This window comes from Spirosoma endbachense, from assembly GCF_010233585.1.
Classification (GTDB): domain Bacteria; phylum Bacteroidota; class Bacteroidia; order Cytophagales; family Spirosomataceae; genus Spirosoma; species Spirosoma endbachense.
In genome coordinates, this window is sequence record NZ_CP045997.1 from 9,391,594 (window position 1) to 9,411,412 (window position 19,819).

General features: G+C 51.2%; 17 protein-coding genes. 6 read left to right on the forward strand and 11 right to left on the reverse strand.

Annotation, left to right across the window (positions count from 1 at the left end; all coding sequences use genetic code 11):
- Positions 1 to 22 precede the first annotated feature (22 nt).
- The 9 genes from GJR95_RS37765 to GJR95_RS37805 all read right to left on the reverse strand — a co-directional run bounded on the left by GJR95_RS37765 (position 23) and on the right by GJR95_RS37805 (position 8,225).
- On the reverse strand, positions 23 to 562 hold the full coding sequence (locus GJR95_RS37765) for a tryptophan-rich sensory protein (RefSeq protein WP_162390788.1): 540 nt from the start codon (positions 560 to 562) through the stop codon (positions 23 to 25).
- 96 nt (positions 563 to 658) lie between these two features.
- A complete protein-coding gene (locus tag GJR95_RS37770) occupies positions 659 to 1,594 on the reverse strand; it encodes a helix-turn-helix domain-containing protein (RefSeq protein ID WP_162390789.1) in 936 nt (311 codons plus the stop codon).
- Positions 1,595 to 1,644: 50 nt separating this feature from the next.
- Complete coding sequence (locus GJR95_RS37775; protein WP_162390790.1) at positions 1,645 to 2,277, reverse strand: hypothetical protein; 633 nt, start codon at positions 2,275 to 2,277, stop codon at positions 1,645 to 1,647.
- Between the two features lie 3 nt (positions 2,278 to 2,280).
- Positions 2,281 to 2,766, reverse strand: a complete 486-nt coding sequence (locus GJR95_RS37780) for an RNA polymerase sigma factor (RefSeq protein ID WP_162390791.1) — start codon at positions 2,764 to 2,766, stop codon at positions 2,281 to 2,283.
- Positions 2,767 to 2,983: 217 nt separating this feature from the next.
- Positions 2,984 to 3,253, reverse strand: a complete 270-nt coding sequence (locus GJR95_RS37785) for a hypothetical protein (protein WP_162390792.1) — start codon at positions 3,251 to 3,253, stop codon at positions 2,984 to 2,986.
- 335 nt (positions 3,254 to 3,588) lie between these two features.
- Positions 3,589 to 4,335, reverse strand: a complete 747-nt coding sequence (locus GJR95_RS37790; RefSeq protein WP_162390793.1) for a leucine-rich repeat domain-containing protein — start codon at positions 4,333 to 4,335, stop codon at positions 3,589 to 3,591.
- A 74-nt stretch (positions 4,336 to 4,409) separates the two neighbouring features.
- Positions 4,410 to 5,948 carry a TolC family protein gene (locus GJR95_RS37795; RefSeq protein ID WP_232540992.1) on the reverse strand — a complete coding sequence of 513 codons (1,539 nt, stop codon included), beginning with the start codon at positions 5,946 to 5,948 and terminating at the stop codon, positions 4,410 to 4,412.
- Complete coding sequence (locus tag GJR95_RS37800; protein WP_162390794.1) at positions 5,882 to 7,234, reverse strand: HlyD family secretion protein; 1,353 nt, start codon at positions 7,232 to 7,234, stop codon at positions 5,882 to 5,884. Before GJR95_RS37800 ends, GJR95_RS37795 begins: the two co-directional genes overlap by 67 nt.
- Positions 7,227 to 8,225, reverse strand: coding sequence for an ABC transporter transmembrane domain-containing protein (locus GJR95_RS37805; RefSeq protein ID WP_162390795.1), 999 nt, complete (start codon positions 8,223 to 8,225; stop codon positions 7,227 to 7,229). The genes GJR95_RS37800 and GJR95_RS37805 overlap by 8 nt, the downstream gene beginning before the upstream one ends.
- 120 nt (positions 8,226 to 8,345) lie before the next feature.
- Between GJR95_RS37805 and GJR95_RS37810 the strand changes: the two genes are divergently transcribed.
- Positions 8,346 to 9,056, forward strand: a complete 711-nt coding sequence (locus GJR95_RS37810) for a TetR/AcrR family transcriptional regulator (RefSeq protein WP_162390796.1) — start codon at positions 8,346 to 8,348, stop codon at positions 9,054 to 9,056.
- A 284-nt stretch (positions 9,057 to 9,340) separates the two neighbouring features.
- Here GJR95_RS37810 and GJR95_RS37815 read toward each other — a convergent pair whose 3' ends face one another.
- Positions 9,341 to 10,270 carry a LysR family transcriptional regulator gene (locus GJR95_RS37815; RefSeq protein WP_162390797.1) on the reverse strand — a complete coding sequence of 310 codons (930 nt, stop codon included), beginning with the start codon at positions 10,268 to 10,270 and terminating at the stop codon, positions 9,341 to 9,343.
- A 148-nt stretch (positions 10,271 to 10,418) separates the two neighbouring features.
- Between GJR95_RS37815 and GJR95_RS37820 the strand changes: the two genes are divergently transcribed.
- The 5 genes from GJR95_RS37820 (at position 10,419) to paoC (ending at position 18,724) form a co-directional block, all read left to right on the forward strand.
- Complete coding sequence (locus tag GJR95_RS37820) at positions 10,419 to 12,080, forward strand: carboxylesterase/lipase family protein (protein WP_162390798.1); 1,662 nt, start codon at positions 10,419 to 10,421, stop codon at positions 12,078 to 12,080.
- 16 nt (positions 12,081 to 12,096) lie between these two features.
- On the forward strand, positions 12,097 to 14,535 hold the full coding sequence (locus GJR95_RS37825) for an alpha-L-rhamnosidase-related protein (RefSeq protein ID WP_162390799.1): 2,439 nt from the start codon (positions 12,097 to 12,099) through the stop codon (positions 14,533 to 14,535).
- A 374-nt stretch (positions 14,536 to 14,909) separates the two neighbouring features.
- Complete coding sequence (gene paoA, locus GJR95_RS37830; RefSeq protein WP_162390800.1) at positions 14,910 to 15,548, forward strand: aldehyde dehydrogenase iron-sulfur subunit PaoA; 639 nt, start codon at positions 14,910 to 14,912, stop codon at positions 15,546 to 15,548.
- A gap of 13 nt (positions 15,549 to 15,561) precedes the next feature.
- Positions 15,562 to 16,512 carry an FAD binding domain-containing protein gene (locus tag GJR95_RS37835; RefSeq protein ID WP_162390801.1) on the forward strand — a complete coding sequence of 317 codons (951 nt, stop codon included), beginning with the start codon at positions 15,562 to 15,564 and terminating at the stop codon, positions 16,510 to 16,512.
- Position 16,513: 1 nt separating this feature from the next.
- Positions 16,514 to 18,724, forward strand: a complete 2,211-nt coding sequence (gene paoC / locus GJR95_RS37840; RefSeq protein ID WP_162390802.1) for an aldehyde oxidoreductase molybdenum-binding subunit PaoC — start codon at positions 16,514 to 16,516, stop codon at positions 18,722 to 18,724.
- 73 nt (positions 18,725 to 18,797) lie between these two features.
- On the opposite strand, the gene GJR95_RS37845 is transcribed toward paoC, so the two are convergent.
- Positions 18,798 to 19,745 carry a helix-turn-helix domain-containing protein gene (locus GJR95_RS37845; RefSeq protein ID WP_162390803.1) on the reverse strand — a complete coding sequence of 316 codons (948 nt, stop codon included), beginning with the start codon at positions 19,743 to 19,745 and terminating at the stop codon, positions 18,798 to 18,800.
- Positions 19,746 to 19,819 lie beyond the last annotated feature (74 nt).

The following is a 19,819-nucleotide window of genomic DNA, read 5'->3' on the forward strand; positions in this document are numbered from 1 at the left end:
TCAACAAAGACCGTCAATACATTCAGGGGTTCGTCGAGTTAGCCAGCCACAGCAAAATCTTAAACGTGGTCGTTACCGGCATCCAGATAATCAAGGGTAGCAAATAGTAAAAGGCTCGTTTTGAATAACGTAAAAACAGCCAGCCCAGGAGCACTGCTGTTAGCACGCCATTTATATCCATAAAGGTCATGATGGCTGGGTTACCCTTAGACACATTGGCAATGGGCAGAAACAGAACGTTAGTCAACAAGATGGACACGTAGTAGATCATGGCTCCCCGGATGTCAAACGTATTTCGTTGAAGCCAGACATACCCGGCCGCTAAACCCATAGTGGGGTAGAGCACAAGCCAAAACACCCAAAACATCCATTGGGGTGGATAAATAGCTGGTAACCTGTAGGTATTATCGAATGGGAATAGCGAAAAGCTGAGATAGGCCGTCAGCATGCCTATCCCTAACGTACCGATTGAAAAGAAAACCAACACATAGATGGGTCTGCTTCCCGTGCTTGACCCATTCACTGAACCGCCGTGTACCTCAACAAATGATGTCGATTTCATGACTAAAGGTGCCGCTCTTGTTTCAACGCGACAGCACAAAAGTAGCGGCACTATTCAGCACAGGATTAGGACAAATCGGGGCAATTGACGCACAATTTATGCCTGCTGACGGTATTGGGTCGGATTGAGGCAAGTATGTTTTTTGAAGAAACGGGCAAAATACGATAGGTCGTCAAAACTGAGTCGGTAAGCGATCTCCGAGATGGACAAACCCGGTTGACCAAGCAGTACCTTCGCTTCCAGGAGAAGCATCTCGGCAATCAATACGCTGGCGGGCTTGCCGGTGGCTTCTTTGATGCATTTGTTGAGGTGGTTCGGGGTTACGGCCAACAAGTCTGCGTATTCATTTACGGTGCGGTTGCTCAGGATATGACGGGTCAGTAAGTGCCGGAAGTGGGCCGTAAGCAACGCCGACGAAGTTAGCTGGCGAGTCTGCTTACGATGACCATATTGCTGTTGCACATCCAGTAAGAATGCATAGAACAACGAGCTGATGTATGCCTGGCTATCCGTACGCTGGCTTAGAAGTGCCCGTTCAATTCGGGCCAATTGTGCCAGCAAGTCCGATAAAATTACCGGGTCAAGCGACAATACCGGGCTGGCATCAGACTGTAAAAAGCTTAGTTCGGCTAACGCATGAGGATTTTTAAGCGTAGCCAATACGTATTCCGCATCGAACAGACCATAAAATCCGGTGGCATCGGCCATGCAGCTATCCGTTGAGACAATATCACCTGCCCGGTACACTGAAAACATACCTGGACCAATCGTGTAAGACTCCAAACCATACGTCCGCTGAATGGACCCACGGGTCAGGAGCATAAAATCATAATGAAAACTCCGGTTGGTTGGAATCGGGAAAGCAATCCGGCGAGCAAAATCCTCGATCCGCATCAGGGTAAAAAAACGGTTGGCCGGAAAGTGGCTGTCGGACCATGAATGGGGATGCCGTGCCTGCTGCCGGGCATCCTCGTCGACGAATTGATCGACAAACGTATCCGGGTCAATGATCGGGATAGGGGGCTGGTTCATGGATTGGTGCTTGATGGTGCTGTAGGGCCGGTATGTAGTGGACTTGGGCCTTACTCAAGCTGCGTAATACAGGCCTTGAGTTCATCCAGGTACTGACCGTACAACCGCTGAATGTACCACTTAAGCATAAAATAAGTGCCAATTATCGAAAGAACAGAGAGTACCAACGAGGTAATGAGAAAGCCAACACCGGGATGTTCAGGCAACGCTGAAAAGGCAGGGTCGCTTGTATCACCAGTAACACCGACGTAGGCCCCCAGCATACCACCTATCACCATCCCCACTGGAATGGAACGCATACAATAGCGAAAATAGAGCTGCACAAACCGACTAATTATAGCTTCCATTGCCACTAAATACTGTTTCACGGACCCTAAGGACCAATTCAACTGATTGCGAAGCTGACGGTACTGCCGGATAAACGTAACCATCTGGATTATACCAAGTATAACCAGGCAGCCACCCACCCACCGAAAAACCGTTGATGACCAGGTAACCATTACAAAGGTCAATACGAGCATGAATACCAGTGCCGAACCAACTTCCAGTAACAGGTTTCGTAAAATACGCTCGATAGCCGTATGCGATCTAGTTCGAAGCATTTCCTCCAGATCAGGTCCCGACTTATCAGGAACTAACTCAAAATGAGCCTGGTAAAAGGCTTTAAACTCATCTAGTTCCATCCGTTAGTTTTGTTGTACGGTTTGTTTGAGTTGCTGCTTGATCCGATTCATTTTTACCGCTACATAATTAGGCGTAATCCCCAACAATTGACCGATAGCCGTATAATCATACTCATCGAGATAGAGCATGACCACCGCTTTGTCAATTTTATCTAACTGGCCAATGGCCTGATAAAGCGCACTAAATTGCTGTTCTGTAGGGTCATCCGTCAAATCAGGAAGTTGAAGGACATCCTCAAGGCCCTCCTGCATTGGGTTTCGTTTTGTTTTTCGCAAGTAGGCGATAGCCGTATTCAGGCCTATTTGATAGAGCCAGGTCGTGAACTTAGCCTCCCGTCGGTAATTGCTGTTAGCTTTCCAGGCATTTAGCAGGATTTCCTGAAACAGATCTTCGCGATCTTCTGGTTTGTCCGCATAGAGGTGACAAACTTTATGAATAATTTTCTGATGCTGGCGAATCTGTCGGATAAATTCCTGCTCTGACAACATGAGGAGCAATGGCGAAGGACAATTAAGTCGCTAAAAGCAAGATCGTTTGTTTAGTCAAACTGTTTATGACCCAAGCTGAAGCTGATCCTTACTGCGGATTAGTTCTAGCCTTGCCTGGATAAAGCCTGGCGTATCTGTATCAGTAAACTACTACCAAAACGAATCAAGGCAACGGTCAGCCAATAGGGTAGGGAGACCCCGTTTTTTTAGAATCGATTTAAGCGCCGACCGTTTTCCAATAAACTAAACCAATGCCTGCCAGGATCATCAGGTGAATAATCAGCCAGGCGCGTTGCCAGCGTGGGCGATTATCCCAGCGAACTGCCTGATCGAAGGGGTCAAAAATCAATGCAATTCCCAGGTTGCTCATCGCATCCTGGTACGAGCCAGTCAGATAGAGGTAGAGGCTCATGAGCACAAATGACCCATACATCATACGGTTAACTTTAACTGATAGCGATTTAGTGGATTGATTGTTAGCCTGCATAGTTTTTTGAGCTTTAGCTTATTAGTCGCTGAATCCCGCAAAATATTACAGAGCGGTTCCGTTTTTTTGTGAGCAAACGGATTTTCATGACAACTGAATAGGTTTTTGTCATTTCGACTGGTCCGCCGGTGTGGCATGAGAAAGGACAAAAAACAGCCTACTATTTTCTATAAAAGGGAAAGGTAAAACAGGTTCAACAAAAAAGCCCGATCACTATTCTAGTGATCGGGCTTAGAAAGTAAACAGATACGAATCAGCCCGTTCCCGCGTATCTCTAGCAACGTAGCGGGCATAGAGCAACAGGCCACCAACCACCATTGTATTTCGGAATATGTTCAGTAGGTCGTTTTGTTGGTGGCTGCTCGCGGAATGTGAACCAGAAGAATCATCAGGAATACGTACAGGGGGGCCATGAGTAACGTGGCCAGCTTATCGAATTTGCCGATCAGACAGCTAACCATGAAAGCCAGAATACACAGGCCAGCAACGCCATCGGGCGTCACTCTGGTTTGCCAGAGGTAGAGGGTCTTTAGCTTCTTACAGGATTCGAGGGTCTTCAGCCCCTGATCCGTTACGGAGGTAGCGTAGAGATTCAGGTGCTGAAGAGCGGGTAGGTTTCGAAGTTGGGAAAGGCCTGCATCGGTGATGCGGGTATTGTCGAGGCTCAGGCGGGTTAGATTTTTGAATTGAGCGATCTGTAGTAACGATTTACCGGTAACCTGGGTAGCCGATAAATCCAGCCAGACAATGTGCTCTTTCAGAGGCAGTAAAAGAGCCATCTGTGCATCACCGAAGTGGGGTGTATTCACCCTGTCGAGGGCCAGGAAAGACTGATCGGGTGTGATCGGGGTAATCACAACACCCTGATTTTCGGCTTTTTGGCGATCAGTCTGGCTGACCTTTCCGGGGCTTACAGTCGGAAGTTCGGCTTCTGATCCACCTTCGTTTGTTGGTGCTGCCCTGTAATGAGCCAGCCAGGTGTTAACTTTTTCGTTTTTGGGCAGGTCAGCAATCCGCTTTTTGACGTCGGCATTCGCGGTAGAAATCCACAGGTCGATTAACTCGATCTCCGCTTTTGTCAACTGTCAACTATAATCCCTAGCATACGTCTACCCATTAGTGCTAAAATAGCACCATTTCGTCAATACAATACCTATTAAGGCAGTTGCGTTTCTGGATTCGTTCCGGCCAAATACCACAGAGAAGCTACCGCTTTCTGGTGCTTTGTTCGTAACTCCGCCAGTTTTATTTCCAGCTCGATTAGTTTAGATTCCCGGCTGTTAACCAGAAAAAGCGAACTTTCGCCCAGCTCGAATTTCTGTTGTTCAGCTTGTAGCAGCGTACGCTGATTCAGCACGGTTTGCTGCTGAATGCTGATTTGACTTTTCAGCGCGTTCAACTCGTTCCAGGAGGTTTGCACCTCGTTTTCGATGTCGCGTAAGGTCTGTTTCTGCGCTAATTTGAGCTGCTGGGTTTTAAGTTGAACCTGGCGAAGTTTCCCCCGCTCCTTCCGTAGAAACAAAGGGAATGTCAGATCGACCCCAATCTTGTGATTATCAGTCCGAAACGAGTAATAGCTGGTCCAGTCATAGCCAAGGCCGGGCTGTGGAGTACGACTCAGAAGGCTGGCATTTAGTGCTAGCTGGGGCTGTAGTAACGACCGCTGAAAGCGTTCTTCGAGGGCAAGCTGACGACCTTTTGTCGTTAGTTTTAACAGTTCCGGGTGTTGTGCGATGGCTCGGCCAAGCAGGTTATGCAGAAAATCGTCGGGAATATGGTCAACTAAAATGGACTGAGGCACGACTGACGGAGGTATTTCTACTGGTTTAGGCTGTCCGCTCACCTCATCGCTGTTCCATAAAAAGACGCTTAGCCGCAAACGGGCATTGTTCAGGTTTACCTCGGCCTGCTGGAGTTGAACAAGCCGGTCCTGCGTTGTAATAAGGGCTTCGGTGGTGTCAATAGCGGCGGCATCGCCCAGCAAGGCTCGCTGTTGCACCGCCCGAAACCGCGTTTGGGCAAGCTGGTAGCCCGCCTGAAGCAGTTGAAACTGTTGGTGAGCCAGATACCATTCCCAATACGTTTTAGTGGCCTCATAGAGCGTTTTGTTGATCAGCTTCAATCGGTCGGCATCGGCCAGCGTCACGGCCAGTTGTGCCTGACGTAAGGCATTTCGCCGGGCATCGATCAGCAGCCCCTGCCCAATCGGTACCCGAATACCCAGCGTAGCTAGACCCGTTTCAGGTACACGATCTTCCGGGTTAACGTACTCGCCCCGATTCCGATCGTACGTCATTTTCAAATCAATACCAGCGGGGCGGATCGGGATGCTTACGCCCGACTGCCACTTGTCGTAATACAGGCTATTGCCAAATTCTTTCCGGTCATAAGCTGAAAAAAGCTTGGGATCGAAAGCGCCCCGTGCCTGCAGCACTTCCTGCTGCGCTTCACTATTCAGCAGAGAAGCCTGTTTCACTAGCGGATGATAGTCAAGGATGGCCCGGTAAAAATCGGCGACCCAAAAAACGGTTGAATTGGTGCTATCAACTGATTGTCCACTCAATTGAGCACTGGCCATCAAGGGGAGCCGACCCAGCAGCAACAAACCTATACCCATCACAAACGTCCTCATTTCTTCTTCTCCTCTTTTGGCTCTTGTTGTAAACTCGGCGGGAAGCCGTTCAACTGCCGCCATAATTCATACCAAATGGGCACATCATCGAGCATGACCCAGCCAAACACCCCGGAACCCACGCGCAACTGGTTCGGCCAGGGTTGATCGCCTGACCGACTTTTAGGTTTAATCAGTAAGCGATACTTCCCATTCACACTATTGATGGCATCAATTACGGCAACCTCGCCCCCAAACGTGCCCACAGCGACGGACGGCCAGCCCGAAAACTGAATAGCCGGCCAGCCATCGAACTTAAGTCGAACCATACGCCCCCGCTGAATCAAGGGAACATCCATTGGCCGGACGTATAATTCAACCGCAACGGAGGGATTAGCAGGCTGCAACGTAACAATGGATTCGCCTTCCTTGATCATCTCGCCAATACCCGCTTTCAGGGACCGCACGATGTAGCCGTCCTGGGGTGCCCGAACCACGTAGAGACCGCGCCGGACATCGACGCTGCTTATTTTGTTTCGTAGTTTAGCGATCTCGCCGGAGGCTTCGGCCTGATACGATACCGCCGAACTGCGGTCTGACAGCGATTTCGCTATTTTTTCCTGATAATCGGCCTGAATGGTGCTCAGATCGAGTTGGGCGTTGATCAGTTCCTGCCGCGCACCGTTGAGTTTGTTTTCCTGCGCAATTACTTTGGCATAGTCCTCCTGCACCTTCAGCCGACGCGTTTCCAGATCGGTTAGGGAGAACAGGCCGTTTGTATAGCCTTTTTCGAAGCGATCCAGCCGGTCGAGCGCAATCTGATAGTTTTTCCGGATGGCGATCAGATCCGTACTATCGCTGGCAACTTTAAATTCACTCTGACGGACTTTGTTACGGGCTGATGCGAGCTTAACCGTCAGAGCTTTTCGAAGCGCAGCCATCTGTTCCTCCAGGGCTGAAATTTTAACGCTTGTTGCCGTCAGGCTCCCTTGTTTCGCCCCGAGTTGTTCATCGAGCCGCTGAGGGAGTTTTGGATCAAAATAATCGTCCTTTACATCGGAGATAACTAGCAACGTATCGCCTTTTTTTACCGCCTGACCTTCCTGAATTTTCCAGCGTTCGATACGTCCTGCAATAGCATTTTGTATCGTTTGCGGGCGATCCTGTGGGTTTAGGGCCGTTACACCCCCCTCCCCATTGATCGTCTGCTGCCAGGGCAAAAACAGCACGGCCAGACAAATAAGCAAAAGCGCAAGCATCCATCGCCCCAGCCGTCGACCTGCGTCGGGCTGGGGCAGCGAACGTAGCGTTTTGAGCGGATAATGGTTAAACAACTGTTCGTCTACCCGCTGATTCGATAGGTTAAGCATGAGTATCGGTTTCCAAAGGTAAATCCGTTACCGTTGCAATCTTTTCAACGGCGGTTAGTAAATCAAATACGGTGTCGATGCCGGAGATGAGCTTCTCGACCGAACTGGTAATCAGAACGATGACCAGTTCAGCCGCAACGAATTGGCCTAAAGCCATCTCCCGGCCAACAACCAGAGCCGTCCCCAAAATCAGTAAGCCACCCGTAACGATCGTTTTGAAGGCCACTCCGCTGTAGAAAAACCGCTTTAACACCCGGAAGTGCGCATTTCGATGCGTTACGTAAGAAGCGACCAATTCGTCCATCTGATCAATTGGCTCCAGCGCATCCTCATGCCCGCGATACCGGGGCAGATCGCGGGCATGATCTTCCAGCCAGGCAACCACTTTGTATTTATACTTCGACTCCTCAAGACTGGTACGCAGCCCCCGCGGCCCATAAATCCAGCTGATTCCCGTAATAGACAACAGTGTAAATAAACCGAATGCCAGAAATACGGGGTGATAGAACGACAGCAGGATGATACCAAACAGAATTTGCATGGCAGCCGCCGTCAGGTCGATAAGTAGTTTGGGCAGCCCTTTCTGAATGGTCAGTACGTCGAAGAAGCGGTTCATCAATTCGGGTGGGTAATAGCCTGATAAAGCGCTCGGTTCGATACGGGGTAGGCGGTAGGTAAATTCAAAAGCAGCTTTGGCAAAAATCCGTTGCTGAAGCACTTCAACCAGCGTCATCTGCCCCACCAACAGCAGGCCCGTCGCCAAAACGCCCAGTATTACAACGCCAATTAGGACGTATACTGAACTGAACACGAGCCCGCCCGATACCAGATTAAATATGGCCTGAATACCAAGGGGTAACGACAGGCTAATGAAGCCGGTCACCAGGGCGTAGAGGTAGATATAACTAATGTCTTTTTTCTCGGTTCCCAGTAACCTAAGTAACCGCTGAACGGACGAGGGAGGGCCTTGATACGATGAAATTGTCGACATGTATGCAATGCTAATTTTTTTGATAGTAATACTATCATACATGCAAACATAACTTTTATCCCCGATAAGTTTGTTTCTTTGCTAGCCGTTTTTTCTCTCAACGGTGAATACTCTAGACAAATGGAATACACAGTGCTTGTACGGATGAACGAGAAGTTGTTTCTACGTGATCCGGAAAGTTCAGAGCTGGGTCGCCGAATTGTCAGGCAGGCCATTTTATTGATTGCCGAAATTGGCTTTGAGGAGATGACATTCCGCAAGCTAGCCGACCGGATTGGCACGAAGGAAGCCAGTATTTACCGCTATTTTGAGAATAAACACCGGCTGCTGGTGTACCTGGTAGCCTGGTACTGGCAGTGGCTGGAATATCAACTCATGTTCCAGACGAACAATCTGACTAATCCGAAAGAGAAACTGGAGCGAATTGTAAAGCTTTTGCTGCTTAAGGAGCCGGCGCAATCAACCACGAAGTCCGATGCCGACGCCATAAATATACAGGCGCTTCATCGTATTGTTATCCATGAAGCGAGCAAAGCCTATTTGACTCACCATATTACGGAAGACAACCGGCAACAACTCTTCAAACCGTACAAAGATTTATGTGGTCGCATCGCCGGTATTATCCTGGAATATCGGCCCAATTACCCCTACGCCCGTTCACGAGCCAGTTCAATTATCGAGACGGCTCACTACCAGGCTTTTTTCATGCAATACCTGCCTTCCCTTACTGACTTTGGACCCCAATCTACAGACCCATTGCTCCAGGAAGACCGTTTACTCCACTTTCTAAATCATCTGTTATTCTCATCGCTGGAATCGAATACCTATTAGATTCGGCGTTTTTTTGGCAAAGGCAGCCCTGGATAAAATCCGATCCGTCGAATACATTCCCCTTTTACACTGTCTTGTCCTGATTTTATTCGGACGTTTTCGTGAACGATTTTTGTCTATGTTTAAGCTTATTTCAATGTATTCATTTACAATATATTAGAGCTTAAATATGTTCAGTTATGTTACCCTTTACCTGAACGATTTCAAGGTTGACACGACCTAAATCTTATCGTATCATCTAGAAAATGTAAATCATTGGTACAACCCGTTTTAAAGTAGATGGGTTAGGGGGTATATGTCACAGCCATATGGACCTTAACTAACCTAACCAAAGCCTGTACCAAAGGCGTTAATGGTTCGGTTTTGTGGATCAGCACATGCTGGATAACGATCTTTCTGAAGGGCGTTCCATCATTGTTCAGGATGGGCATGGATAGTAGATTTGGTTCCTGTTGCAGATCCAGCGAAGCCGGTATGAACGCAATCCCTTTCCCCATTCGAACCATACTTTTCAGCAACTCAAAAGAAGGAACATGCTGCACGATGCTACTAGCCCGATTGACATTGGCCTGGCGGCAAATTTCCTCGGCCTGGCCAAAAAATACCCCAGCCTCCCGCCCCACATCAATCCACTTTTGGCCCTGTAACTGCTCCAGACGGATGCCCGTTTGAGTGGACAGCGGGTGGCTTCTGTTCATCAGGATGGTGTAATTGATTTCGGCATACGTTGTTGCCGTCAAGCCTTCATGGACTAATGGCAGCACAGTCATTCCCAGATCCAACCGGTCTGTAGCCACCCATTCCTGCACCTGAGTTGTATTGGGTAATTCGACCAGTTTGACGGATAACGCAGGGAAGTGCGTGGCAAACAGGTCGAGCATCCCCACGATTCGTTCAGGTAGGATCAGTTTGAAAACGCCCAGCGTGACGGCCGACTGTTTCGTTTCTACTTGCCGAACGTTTTGAATCGCTTGTTCACTGAGATGAAGGATATTTTTGGCATCAACCAAAAAAAGTGCCCCCGCCTGGGTCAGTTCCACCTGATGCCATTTAGTTCGTTTAATTCGATCAAACAGGTCAACGCCCAGTTCACTTTCCAATAGCTTAATCTGCTGACTTAGGGCCGACTGGCTTACAAATAGTTGCCGGGCTGCGTGGCCAAAGTGCAGGGTCTCGGCCACCCCGACAAAATAGGTTAACTGTCTTAAATCCATCCCTTAACCGCTGATTATCCGGCAATGATAAACGAAATAACTTAGGTAATTAGTTTTACTTATCACTATGTTAGAAAATAGAATAAGATAAAGTAGGAGACATTGGCTTTACTAGATATAAAAAATAGACGACTATACGACCAACCTGATGAACAGCTTACACCGACGAGATTTTTTAACCCGTTTGACGCTGGCTACGGCCGCTTTGGCTACACCTCGTTATGGGTTTTCAAATGTTAGCAGAGCCGACGAATTTGTCGAGGTATCAACCACCCACGGTCGCCTGAAGGGGGCACGAAGCGAGGGGGTGACTACGTTTAAGGGCATACCCTACGCGGGACGTATTTCGGGCGATCGGCGCTTTCGGCGGCCCGCTTTGCTCGAACCCTGGACGGGCGTGCGGGATGCCCTTCAGTTCGGCGCACCCGCCATTCAGCCGCCCCGGCGCAATGAACCAGCTCCCGCAGAAGATTGTCTGTTCCTGAATGTGTGGACACCGGCCAGCGACAATCGCAAAAGACCGGTGATGTTCTACAGTCACGGGGGTGGATTTGTGGGTGGTTCTGGCGCATCAGGTGGGCAAGATGGGTCGAACCTGGCCCGCAACTTCGATGTGGTGGTCGTAGAAACAAACCACCGGCTGGGGCTTTTTGGCTTTCTTTACCTGGATGATATTGCCGGTCCCGACTTTGCTGGTTCGGGTAATATGGGGATGCTCGATATTGCGGCGGGTTTGAAATGGGTGCACGACAACATTGCCCAGTTTGGGGGCGATCCTAATAACGTGATGATCTGGGGCGAATCGGGTGGTGGAGCCAAAACATCCTGCCTTTATGCCATGCCCGAAGCGGCTCCCTATTTCAATAAGGCGTCTATCGAAAGTGGGCCGGGGGTTCGCATGACACCTAAAGAAGTAGCCGCTGAAACGACGGCCATGCTACTTAAGGAGTTGAATATTGCGCCTAAAGACTGGCGAAAGCTCCTGGACGTACCGGCGGCTGATTTGCTGGCGATGCAGAACAAGTTGCCGTTTGTGCCGCCGTTTCAGGAGAAGAATCGCAATCAGGGCATGATGCGCCGTAATTACGGTGGGTTCGGGCCGGTGGTGGATGGAGTGGTCCTCCCACATCATCCCTTCGACCCGACTGCACCTGCCATTTCACAAAACAAGCCGTTGCTGGTTGGCTGGAACGAAGACGAGTACACTTTCTTCGCCTGGGAGCGTAAAGACACCGAGTTTGCCAAACTGGACTTCGAGAGTTTACCCAAAAAACTGGAAGCCCAATACGGAGCGGACGCTGGTCGGATTGTCGATACCTACCGTAAAGCAAACCCAAATGCGTCGGCCCCGGATATTTTTATTGCGGTTTCTTCCATCACTATGATGGGGCTAGGCTCCGTCGATATAGCCGAGAAAAAAGTCAAGCAGGGCGGAGCACCCGTGTATCTGTATAATTTTGGGTATAAGTCCGAAAAGAAGATTCCCGGTACGGACTATCCGATGGGTACGCCCCACGCGATGGATATTTCGTTTAAATTCAACAACGAGTTGCCCCCCCGCGACGGGTCAGCTCCCAAAGAGAGTTTCTTCGGCGGTAATCGGCCCGAGCGATTTGTGGCTTCCCGCCACTTCGCTGAGCTGTGGACCACCTTCGCCCGGATGGGGAAGCCAGCCGCCAAAGATGTTCCTGCTTGGCCAGCCTACAACCTCAACACCCGTCCCACCATGCGCATCGATGCCACCTGCGAAGTCATCGATAACCGTTTTAGTCAGGAGCTGGCCCTGTGGCGGTCACTCGGAAAACTATAGCTGAATGTACATAGCCATGAGGAATACGTTTCTAGTCGGGGGGCTCTTGACCACCCTATTTTATCTATCCGGTCGGCTCTGTGCTCAATCCATTAGTGCCGATATTCTACAAAAGCCCTGGAAAGCGCAGTGGATCACGGGGCCCGGCAAGCCGATTAATCGGTTTACGGCTACCTCGGACCTCTCCCTGAAGGACTATGGCGTAGTTAAATTCAGGAAGACGATTGATTTATCCGCTAAACCGGCTTCCTTCCTCGTTCATGTGTCGGGCGATAACCGCTATAAGCTGTTTGTCAACGAAAAGCAGGTGGCACAAGGACCCACCCGGGGCGACTTATACTTCTGGAATTACGAAACGATCGACCTGGCTCCCTATTTACAGGCGGGCAGTAACCTGGTGGCGGCTGTGGTCTGGAACGATGGCCGTCAGAAACCCGAAGCCCAGATTTCTTTCCTGACGGGGTTTATTTTGCAGGGAAACACCCCGGCGGAAGAAATTCTGAACACGAACGAGAGCTGGAAAACGGCCAAAGACGAAAGCTATCAGCCCCTGCCCGTACGCGTTCCGGGCTATTATGTAGCGGGCCCCTCCGAGCTTGTGGACATGCGTAAACACCTGAAGGGTTGGGAACAAAGGGCCTTCAACGACAGCAACTGGGTCAACGCACGCATGATCGGAGCGGGCACAACCAAAGCAACGGCTGTTAACTCGACGGGCTGGATGCTGGTACCCTCGCCACTGCCGCCGATGGAGATGACTCGGCTGCGCCTGTCTTCTACCCGTAAAGCAGAGGGGGTAGAGGTGCCGACGGGTTTTCCGGCTACGCCTACTAAAGTGACGATACCGGCCAATACGAAGGCCACGATCCTGCTGGATCAGGGAACGTTGACGAATGCCTACCCAACACTGTTGTTTAGCGGTGGGCAGGAGGCTACCCTGTCGATGGGGTATGCCGAGGCCCTTTATACGCCGAGATCGGCCAGCACCGGGTCAGCTCGTCCGGCCCCACTGGGCAAAGGCAACCGCAATGAAGTGGATGGGAAGAGTTTTATCGGTAAAGCCGATAGCTTGCTCTCCGATGGAACAGCTAATCAGGCCTATACCCCACTGTGGTGGCGAACCTATCGGTATATCCGGTTGGTGGTTAACACTAAAGCCGAACCCTTGGTGATTGATGACCTCTATGGCACCTTCACGGGTTACCCCTTCGTGGCGAAGGCTAAATTTCAGTCACAAAACCCGGAGTTAAGCAAGATGCTGGATATTGGCTGGCGAACGGCCCGGCTCTGCGCCTTCGAAACCTATATGGACTGCCCCTACTACGAGCAGTTGCAATACATTGGCGATGCCCGAATCCAGGCGCTGGTTTCGCTGTACTACGCTGGCGATGATCGCCTGGCGCGTTACGGTTTGACACTAATGGACCACTCCCGTATCCCGGAAGGCATCACGTTAAGCCGGTACCCAACGGATTTGCATCAACAGATACCCACGTTCTCACTCTGGTGGGTAGCCATGCTCCACGATTATTATCGGTACCGGCCCGACAGCCAGTTCATTAAAGACAAACTACCCGGTGCGCGGCAGGTACTCTCGTTTTTTGAGCGTTACCAGCAAGCGGATGGGTCACTAAAAAACGTACCCTACTGGGTCTTCACCGACTGGTCGCAGGGTAAAGGCTGGAACTTCGGCATGGCACCCATCGGTCAACATGGGGAGTCAGCGGTGCTGGATATGCAACTGCTGTGGACGTATCAGTTAGCCGCCGACCTGGAAAAGCAGTTGGGTATTGCGGAGTTATCTTCCTTATACCTGCGCCGGGCGGAACAGTTAAAACAAACCATTCAGCGCAAATACTGGAATTCGGCAAAGAACCTCTATGCGGACACTGAAGCGAAGGATACCTATTCTCAGCACGCTAATTCGTTAGCCATTTTGTCGGGGGTTGCGTCGGCGCAACAGGCTCCCGCCCTGGCCAAACAAATGTTGGCTGATACGTCGCTGGCTCCGGCCTCGATTTATTTTAAGTTTTACCTGCACCAGGCACTCACCAAAGCGGGCCTGGGTGATGATTACCTGAACTGGCTGGAAAAGTGGCGGGAAAACATGACGCTGGGCCTGTCGACCTGGGCTGAGACGTCCGATGTGAACACCTCCCGTTCCGATTGCCACGCGTGGGGGTCAAGTCCGAATATCGAGTTCTTCCGAACCATTTTGGGTATTGACAGCGATGCGCCTGGTTTTGCGAAAGTAAAAATCACCCCTCATTTGGGTTCGATTAATGATATCAGTGGTGAGATACCGCACCCAAATGGCATTGTGGCGGTCAACTATAAACAACAGCAAGATAAGCTTCAGGCTCAAATCAATCTGCCTGCAAAAACGACTGGTAATTTTATCTGGAAAGGGAAAACCTATGCGTTAAAACCCGGCCTAAATAAACTGACCTTGTAGCGAGTACTAAATAGGAATCAGGCTCAAACGAGAATGCAGCTACTGGCTCAATGGCAATAACATGAGCCTCTTTGGTTCTACCTCGCTTCAGCAACGATGCCCTTACTATCGCCATTATCTATGGTTTTCATAAAAAAGTCACTGATTTTAGTATAACATACTACCTAACAAGGGACGAACTTTGTAGAATCTATGTCCTGAAGAAATACCATGGCAGTCACCGACAAGGATCAGCCTATCACTTTAGCGACAAACCTAAAATAGAGAATTTCCAAAGCAAACAACACTAGTCTAGGTACAATCTTGACGGAAGCACTACGCGAAGGATTAGTTTGAAGAGTGGATATTGATTAACCCCGTAAAACGGCAATACGATGGAAGAGTCAAATGAGTCGACGATGAGTCGGCGTGAAATGATTGTTGGGACGACCGCTGCTATTGCCGCTATTACCATGGCGAATGTGACAGGTATGCAGGCCGCTCCCCATACCGTTCCACTTTCTCTGGCAAAGGTCTCCTTTACGGTAAATGGGCAACCCCAAAACCTGGAAATGGATACCCGAACTACCTTGCTCGATACGCTCCGGGAACACCTCCACTTTACAGGCACCAAAAAAGGCTGCGACCACGGGCAGTGTGGCGCATGTACGGTGCTGGTTAACAATCAGCGGATCAATTCCTGCCTATCACTGGCCCTGCAGCATCAAGGCGATACTATTACCACTATCGAGGGACTAGGAACGCCGGAGCGTCTCCATCCTATGCAGGCAGCCTTTATCAAGTACGATGGCTACCAGTGCGGCTACTGCACACCGGGGCAGATTTGCTCGGCCGTCGCAGTGCTCAACGAGATCAAAGCCGGAATCCCCAGCCACGTCAGTGCCAGTTTGCTGGAGAAACCAAAGGCCACCTCTACGGAACTGCGCGAACGGATGAGCGGCAACATCTGCCGATGCGGGGCCTACTCCAATATTGCCGAAGCGATGAGCGAAGTGGCCCAGAAACAAGCCTAAATCATTAAGGCCCATGAAAACATTCACGTACGAGCGGGTGAGCACACCCGCCGAAGCTGCGGCTGCTGCGGCCCGAACGCCGGGAGCTAAATTCCTGGCCGGGGGCACTAACCTGCTCGATCTGATGAAACTGGAAATCGAAGCGCCACCCCATATCATCGATATTGGCAAAATTGGTCTCGACAAGATTGAATCAACGCCAGCCGGTGGACTGCGTATTGGGGCGCTGGTGACCAACACCGATCTGGCGGCTCATCCCATCGTGCGTCGGGATTATGGGCTTTTGTCCAGGGCTTTACTGGCGGGGGCGTCGGGGCAGTTACGCAACAAAGCCACCACGGCCGGTAATCTCTTGCAGCGTACTCGCTGCCCATATTTTTACGACACCAACCAGCTTTGCAACAAGCGCGTGCCCGGCAGCGGCTGTGCGGCCATTGCTGGCTTTAGTCGGCAACTGGCCATCATTGGCACTAGTACTTCATGCATCGCTACCTATCCGGGCGACATGGCGGTGGCCATGCGTGCCCTCGACGCAATGGTAGAAACGGTAAAGGCCAACGGTGCCAAACGCACCCTTTCGCTGGACCAGTTTTACCGCCTGCCGGGTCAAACCCCGCAATTGGAAACAACGCTGGAGAAAAACGAACTGATTACCAGTGTCGTCCTGCCGCCACCGGTGGGTGGGGTACATATCTACCATAAAGTGCGTGACCGTAGCTCCTACGCCTTTGCCCTGGTCTCGGTGGGGGCTATTCTCAAGAAAGATGGTACCGGCCAGGTGGCCGTTGGCGGGATAGCGCCCCGACCCTGGCGGATTGAGACGGCTGAACCGCTGCTGCCATCAGGGGCAAAGGCGTTTACCGCCCAACTGTTAAAAGGTGCCCGACCTACCAACGAAAACGAGTATAAGCTAGCCCTGGTCGAACGAACCTTAGCGGCCGTTTTAAACGAAGCCAAACACTGACATGAAATTTGAAACGCCTGCCGGAATCAATCCCATCGATCAGCTCAAGGTCATTGGCAAACCAACCGACCGCATCGAAGGCCCGTTGAAAACAACGGGAACGGCCAGATATGCCTACGAGCGTAACGACACTGTTTCCAATCCTGCTTATGGGTACGTCGTGGGCGCGGGCATTGCCAAAGGACGTATTAAGGCCATCGATCAGACAAAAGCCAAGGCGGCACCCGGTGTGCTGGCGATCGTGACGGCCGAGAGCGCCGGGCCACTCAAGACAGGAAAATTCTACGTTGACCGGCTGCTGGCCGGGCCGGATATCGACCATTACCACCAGGCCATCGCGGTGGTGGTGGCCGAGACCTTTGAGCAGGCACGCGCAGCAGCCTCGCTGCTGATAGTAAGCTACACCAAAACCAAAGGAGCCTACGATCTGGCAGCCGCCAAAGACTCAGGGGCCCTCCTCGACCGCCATCAGTGGGGCCCCCTCTCCAAAACGAACGTCGGCGATTTCGATGGGGCGTTTGCATCAGCCCCGGTCAAACTGGACGAAACCTACACCACCCCCGACCAGACTCACGCGATGATGGAACCTCACGCGACCATTGCCCAATGGGACGGGGATAAACTCACGTGTTGGTGCTGCATCCAACAACTCAACTGGGGGGCGCGCGACGTGGCTACCATTCTGGGTATCCCTACCGAGAACATTCGGCTGATCGCGACCTATATTGGCGGGGGTTTTGGCGGTAAGGGCACCGCCCTGTCCGACATCATTGCCGCTTCGCTAGCGGCCCGGGCTGCGGGTCGACCAGTGAAAGTAGCCCTGCCCCGACCGCTGATCGCCAATAATACGATCCATCGCCCGGCGACCATTCAACGCATTCGAATTGGCGCTACGGCCGACGGAACCATCACCGCCATTGGGCACGAAAGCTGGTCGGGGAATCTGTCCGGCGGGGGTGCCGAATCGGCCACCGCACCGACCCAGCTGATGTACGCAGGAGCCAACCGATTTATGCAAATGCGGCTGGCGGTGCTCGATCTGGCTGAAGGAAGTGCCATGCGGGCACCGGGAGAAGCCACCGGCATGATGGCCCTGGAAATTGCCATGGACGAAATGGCCGAAAAACTAAGCATGGACCCGGTGGCCTTTCGCATCAAAAACGACAGCCAGGTTGATCCCGAAAGACCCAATCGTAAATTTTCAACCCGAAAACTGGTCGAGTGCCTGCAAACCGGAGCCGGACAATTTGGCTGGACCAAGCGGCAGACCAAACCCGGCACCGTCCGGGAGGGCCAATGGCTGATCGGGTTGGGTGTTGCGTCGGCCATCCGGGGAGCACCCATCATGAGATCGGCGGCCCGCGTGCGGCTGAGCCGGGAGGGCATCGTTACGGTCGAAACAGACATGACCGATATTGGAACCGGTAGTTATACCATTGTTGGGCAAACGGCGGCCGAGATGATGGGAGTCGGCCTGGATAAAGTAATTGTCAAACTGGGCGACTCTTCGTTTCCCACCTCGCCGGGCTCCGCCGGACAGTGGGGTGCGGCTTCCGTCACGTCGGGTGTCTACGCAGCCTGCGTCAAACTGCGCGAAGCCGTAGCAAAGGCACTGGGTGTTAGCGTTGACGAAGCCGAGTTCGTAGGTGGGCAGGTGCGAGCGGGCAATCGTAGCTATCCGTTAAGCGACGCAGCCAAAGCCGCCGAACTGGTTGCTCAAGATGAAATGACCTACGGCACCCTTTCCCGGGAGTACGCGCAGGAAAGTTTCGGGGCTCATTTTGTGGAAGTGGGCGTAAACAGCTACACAGGGGAAATTCGGGTCCGGCGGATGCTGGCGGTTTGTCATGCCGGACGCATTCTGAATCCCAAAGCCGCCCGTAGTCAGGTCATCGGGGCCATGACAATGGGCGTGGGCGCGGCATTGATGGAAGAACTGGTGGTCGACAAGCAGGTGGGTTTCTTTGTCAACCACGACCTGGCGGGCTACGAAGTGCCCGTTCATGCTGACATTCCACATCAGGATGTCATTTTGCTCGAAGACCTTGACCCAACCATGTCGCCCATGAAGGCCAAAGGCATCGGTGAACTAGGTATCGTTGGGGTAGCGGCTGCGGTCGCCAATGCCGTTTATAATGCGACAGGCATACGGGTTCGTGATTACCCCATTACGCTCGATAAGCTGATCGGTAAACTAAGCTTAATTAGCTAATAATGAATACACAGTCGTTTGCTGTCCTGAAGTAATTGATTTAGAGATGTCGTAAACGAGTCACTTGGCTGACTCAATCCTCATAAGCTGGCGAGATCGGGGAGTGTCGGAATTCATTGGGCGTAATCCCCACGTATTTCTTGAAAAACTGGCTAAAATTTGGCTGATCGGCAAAGCCGATAATCTGACTGATCTGCTGCAAGCTCCAATCGGTCTGAATCAGCAGTGCTTTACTTTCTTCGACTAAGCGATTTTTGATCAGCGTACTGATGGGTTGCCCGGTGTGCTTTTTTACTAACCCGTTTAAGTAACTAGGGTTGAGGTTCAGTTTCTGGGCGTACTCCTGCGCCGTTCGTATCCGGATGGGTTTGTCCAGGTTGGCAAGGTTAGTTTCCGATTCCAGCAACTCAAAGAAATTATACACATGTCGGTAGTCGCCTGTAATCTCGCCCGTTGGGGCGTAGTTGGTTCCTTTAAGACTTTCCACCAGAACGAGCTGAACATAAGCTTGCATGGCTTCTTCGGCCAGTTCCCCCCCCGATGCCGCTTCGGCCTTCATCTGAGTGAGCAGCTGATGAATCATCCGGGTCGATTCTACTGAAAGGCGCAATATCTTTTTTTCGGTAAAGAATCGGTATCGGTCAATGACCAGTTTCAGGGAGGGATGCTGATCCAGATACCGCTTTTTGAACATGCAAAAGATACCTCCGCCTACTGTTTCGGGGGCATTACGCCAGCACACAATTTCATTGGGGTGTAGAAACAGAATGGTTCGTTCGTCAATGTAATAATTATCCTTCCCCATGGTTTGGCAACCCGTGCCGCTGGTCATGAGCATGATCTTGTAGAAATCCCGACGATTGGGTGATAGGTAGTTGTCACAACCGCTTTTTTCCCGATCAACGATCTTGATATTCCAGTCCTCGTAGTACAGTCGGCTTACTGGTGTGTTGCCGGGTGGTAGCTCTGATGGACTATCATAGACCATCGTAATGGGCTGGCTTTCACGTCGCATTTTCATACTTGCAATTTATAAGTAACAAACTAGATTAATCTAGTTTAATCAATACTATAAATAAAAACGGATCACTCTAG

What these genes read in the sequence shown, in the direction of transcription:
- GJR95_RS37765 (WP_162390788.1), bottom strand. Translation starts at nt 562, where the DNA reads ATGAAATCGACATCATTTGTTGAGGTACACGGCGGTTCAGTGAATGGG.
- GJR95_RS37770 (WP_162390789.1), bottom strand. Translation starts at nt 1,594, where the DNA reads ATGAACCAGCCCCCTATCCCGATCATTGACCCGGATACGTTTGTCGAT.
- GJR95_RS37775 (WP_162390790.1), bottom strand. Translation starts at nt 2,277, where the DNA reads ATGGAACTAGATGAGTTTAAAGCCTTTTACCAGGCTCATTTTGAGTTA.
- GJR95_RS37780 (WP_162390791.1), bottom strand. Translation starts at nt 2,766, where the DNA reads ATGTTGTCAGAGCAGGAATTTATCCGACAGATTCGCCAGCATCAGAAA.
- GJR95_RS37785 (WP_162390792.1), bottom strand. Translation starts at nt 3,253, where the DNA reads ATGCAGGCTAACAATCAATCCACTAAATCGCTATCAGTTAAAGTTAAC.
- GJR95_RS37795 (WP_232540992.1), bottom strand. Translation starts at nt 5,948, where the DNA reads ATGGCGGCAGTTGAACGGCTTCCCGCCGAGTTTACAACAAGAGCCAAA.
- GJR95_RS37800 (WP_162390794.1), bottom strand. Translation starts at nt 7,234, where the DNA reads ATGCTTAACCTATCGAATCAGCGGGTAGACGAACAGTTGTTTAACCAT.
- GJR95_RS37805 (WP_162390795.1), bottom strand. Translation starts at nt 8,225, where the DNA reads ATGTCGACAATTTCATCGTATCAAGGCCCTCCCTCGTCCGTTCAGCGG.
- GJR95_RS37810 (WP_162390796.1), top strand. Translation starts at nt 8,346, where the DNA reads ATGGAATACACAGTGCTTGTACGGATGAACGAGAAGTTGTTTCTACGT.
- GJR95_RS37815 (WP_162390797.1), bottom strand. Translation starts at nt 10,270, where the DNA reads ATGGATTTAAGACAGTTAACCTATTTTGTCGGGGTGGCCGAGACCCTG.
- GJR95_RS37820 (WP_162390798.1), top strand. Translation starts at nt 10,419, where the DNA reads ATGAACAGCTTACACCGACGAGATTTTTTAACCCGTTTGACGCTGGCT.
- GJR95_RS37825 (WP_162390799.1), top strand. Translation starts at nt 12,097, where the DNA reads ATGAGGAATACGTTTCTAGTCGGGGGGCTCTTGACCACCCTATTTTAT.
- paoA (WP_162390800.1), top strand. Translation starts at nt 14,910, where the DNA reads ATGGAAGAGTCAAATGAGTCGACGATGAGTCGGCGTGAAATGATTGTT.
- GJR95_RS37835 (WP_162390801.1), top strand. Translation starts at nt 15,562, where the DNA reads ATGAAAACATTCACGTACGAGCGGGTGAGCACACCCGCCGAAGCTGCG.
- paoC (WP_162390802.1), top strand. Translation starts at nt 16,514, where the DNA reads ATGAAATTTGAAACGCCTGCCGGAATCAATCCCATCGATCAGCTCAAG.
- GJR95_RS37845 (WP_162390803.1), bottom strand. Translation starts at nt 19,745, where the DNA reads ATGAAAATGCGACGTGAAAGCCAGCCCATTACGATGGTCTATGATAGT.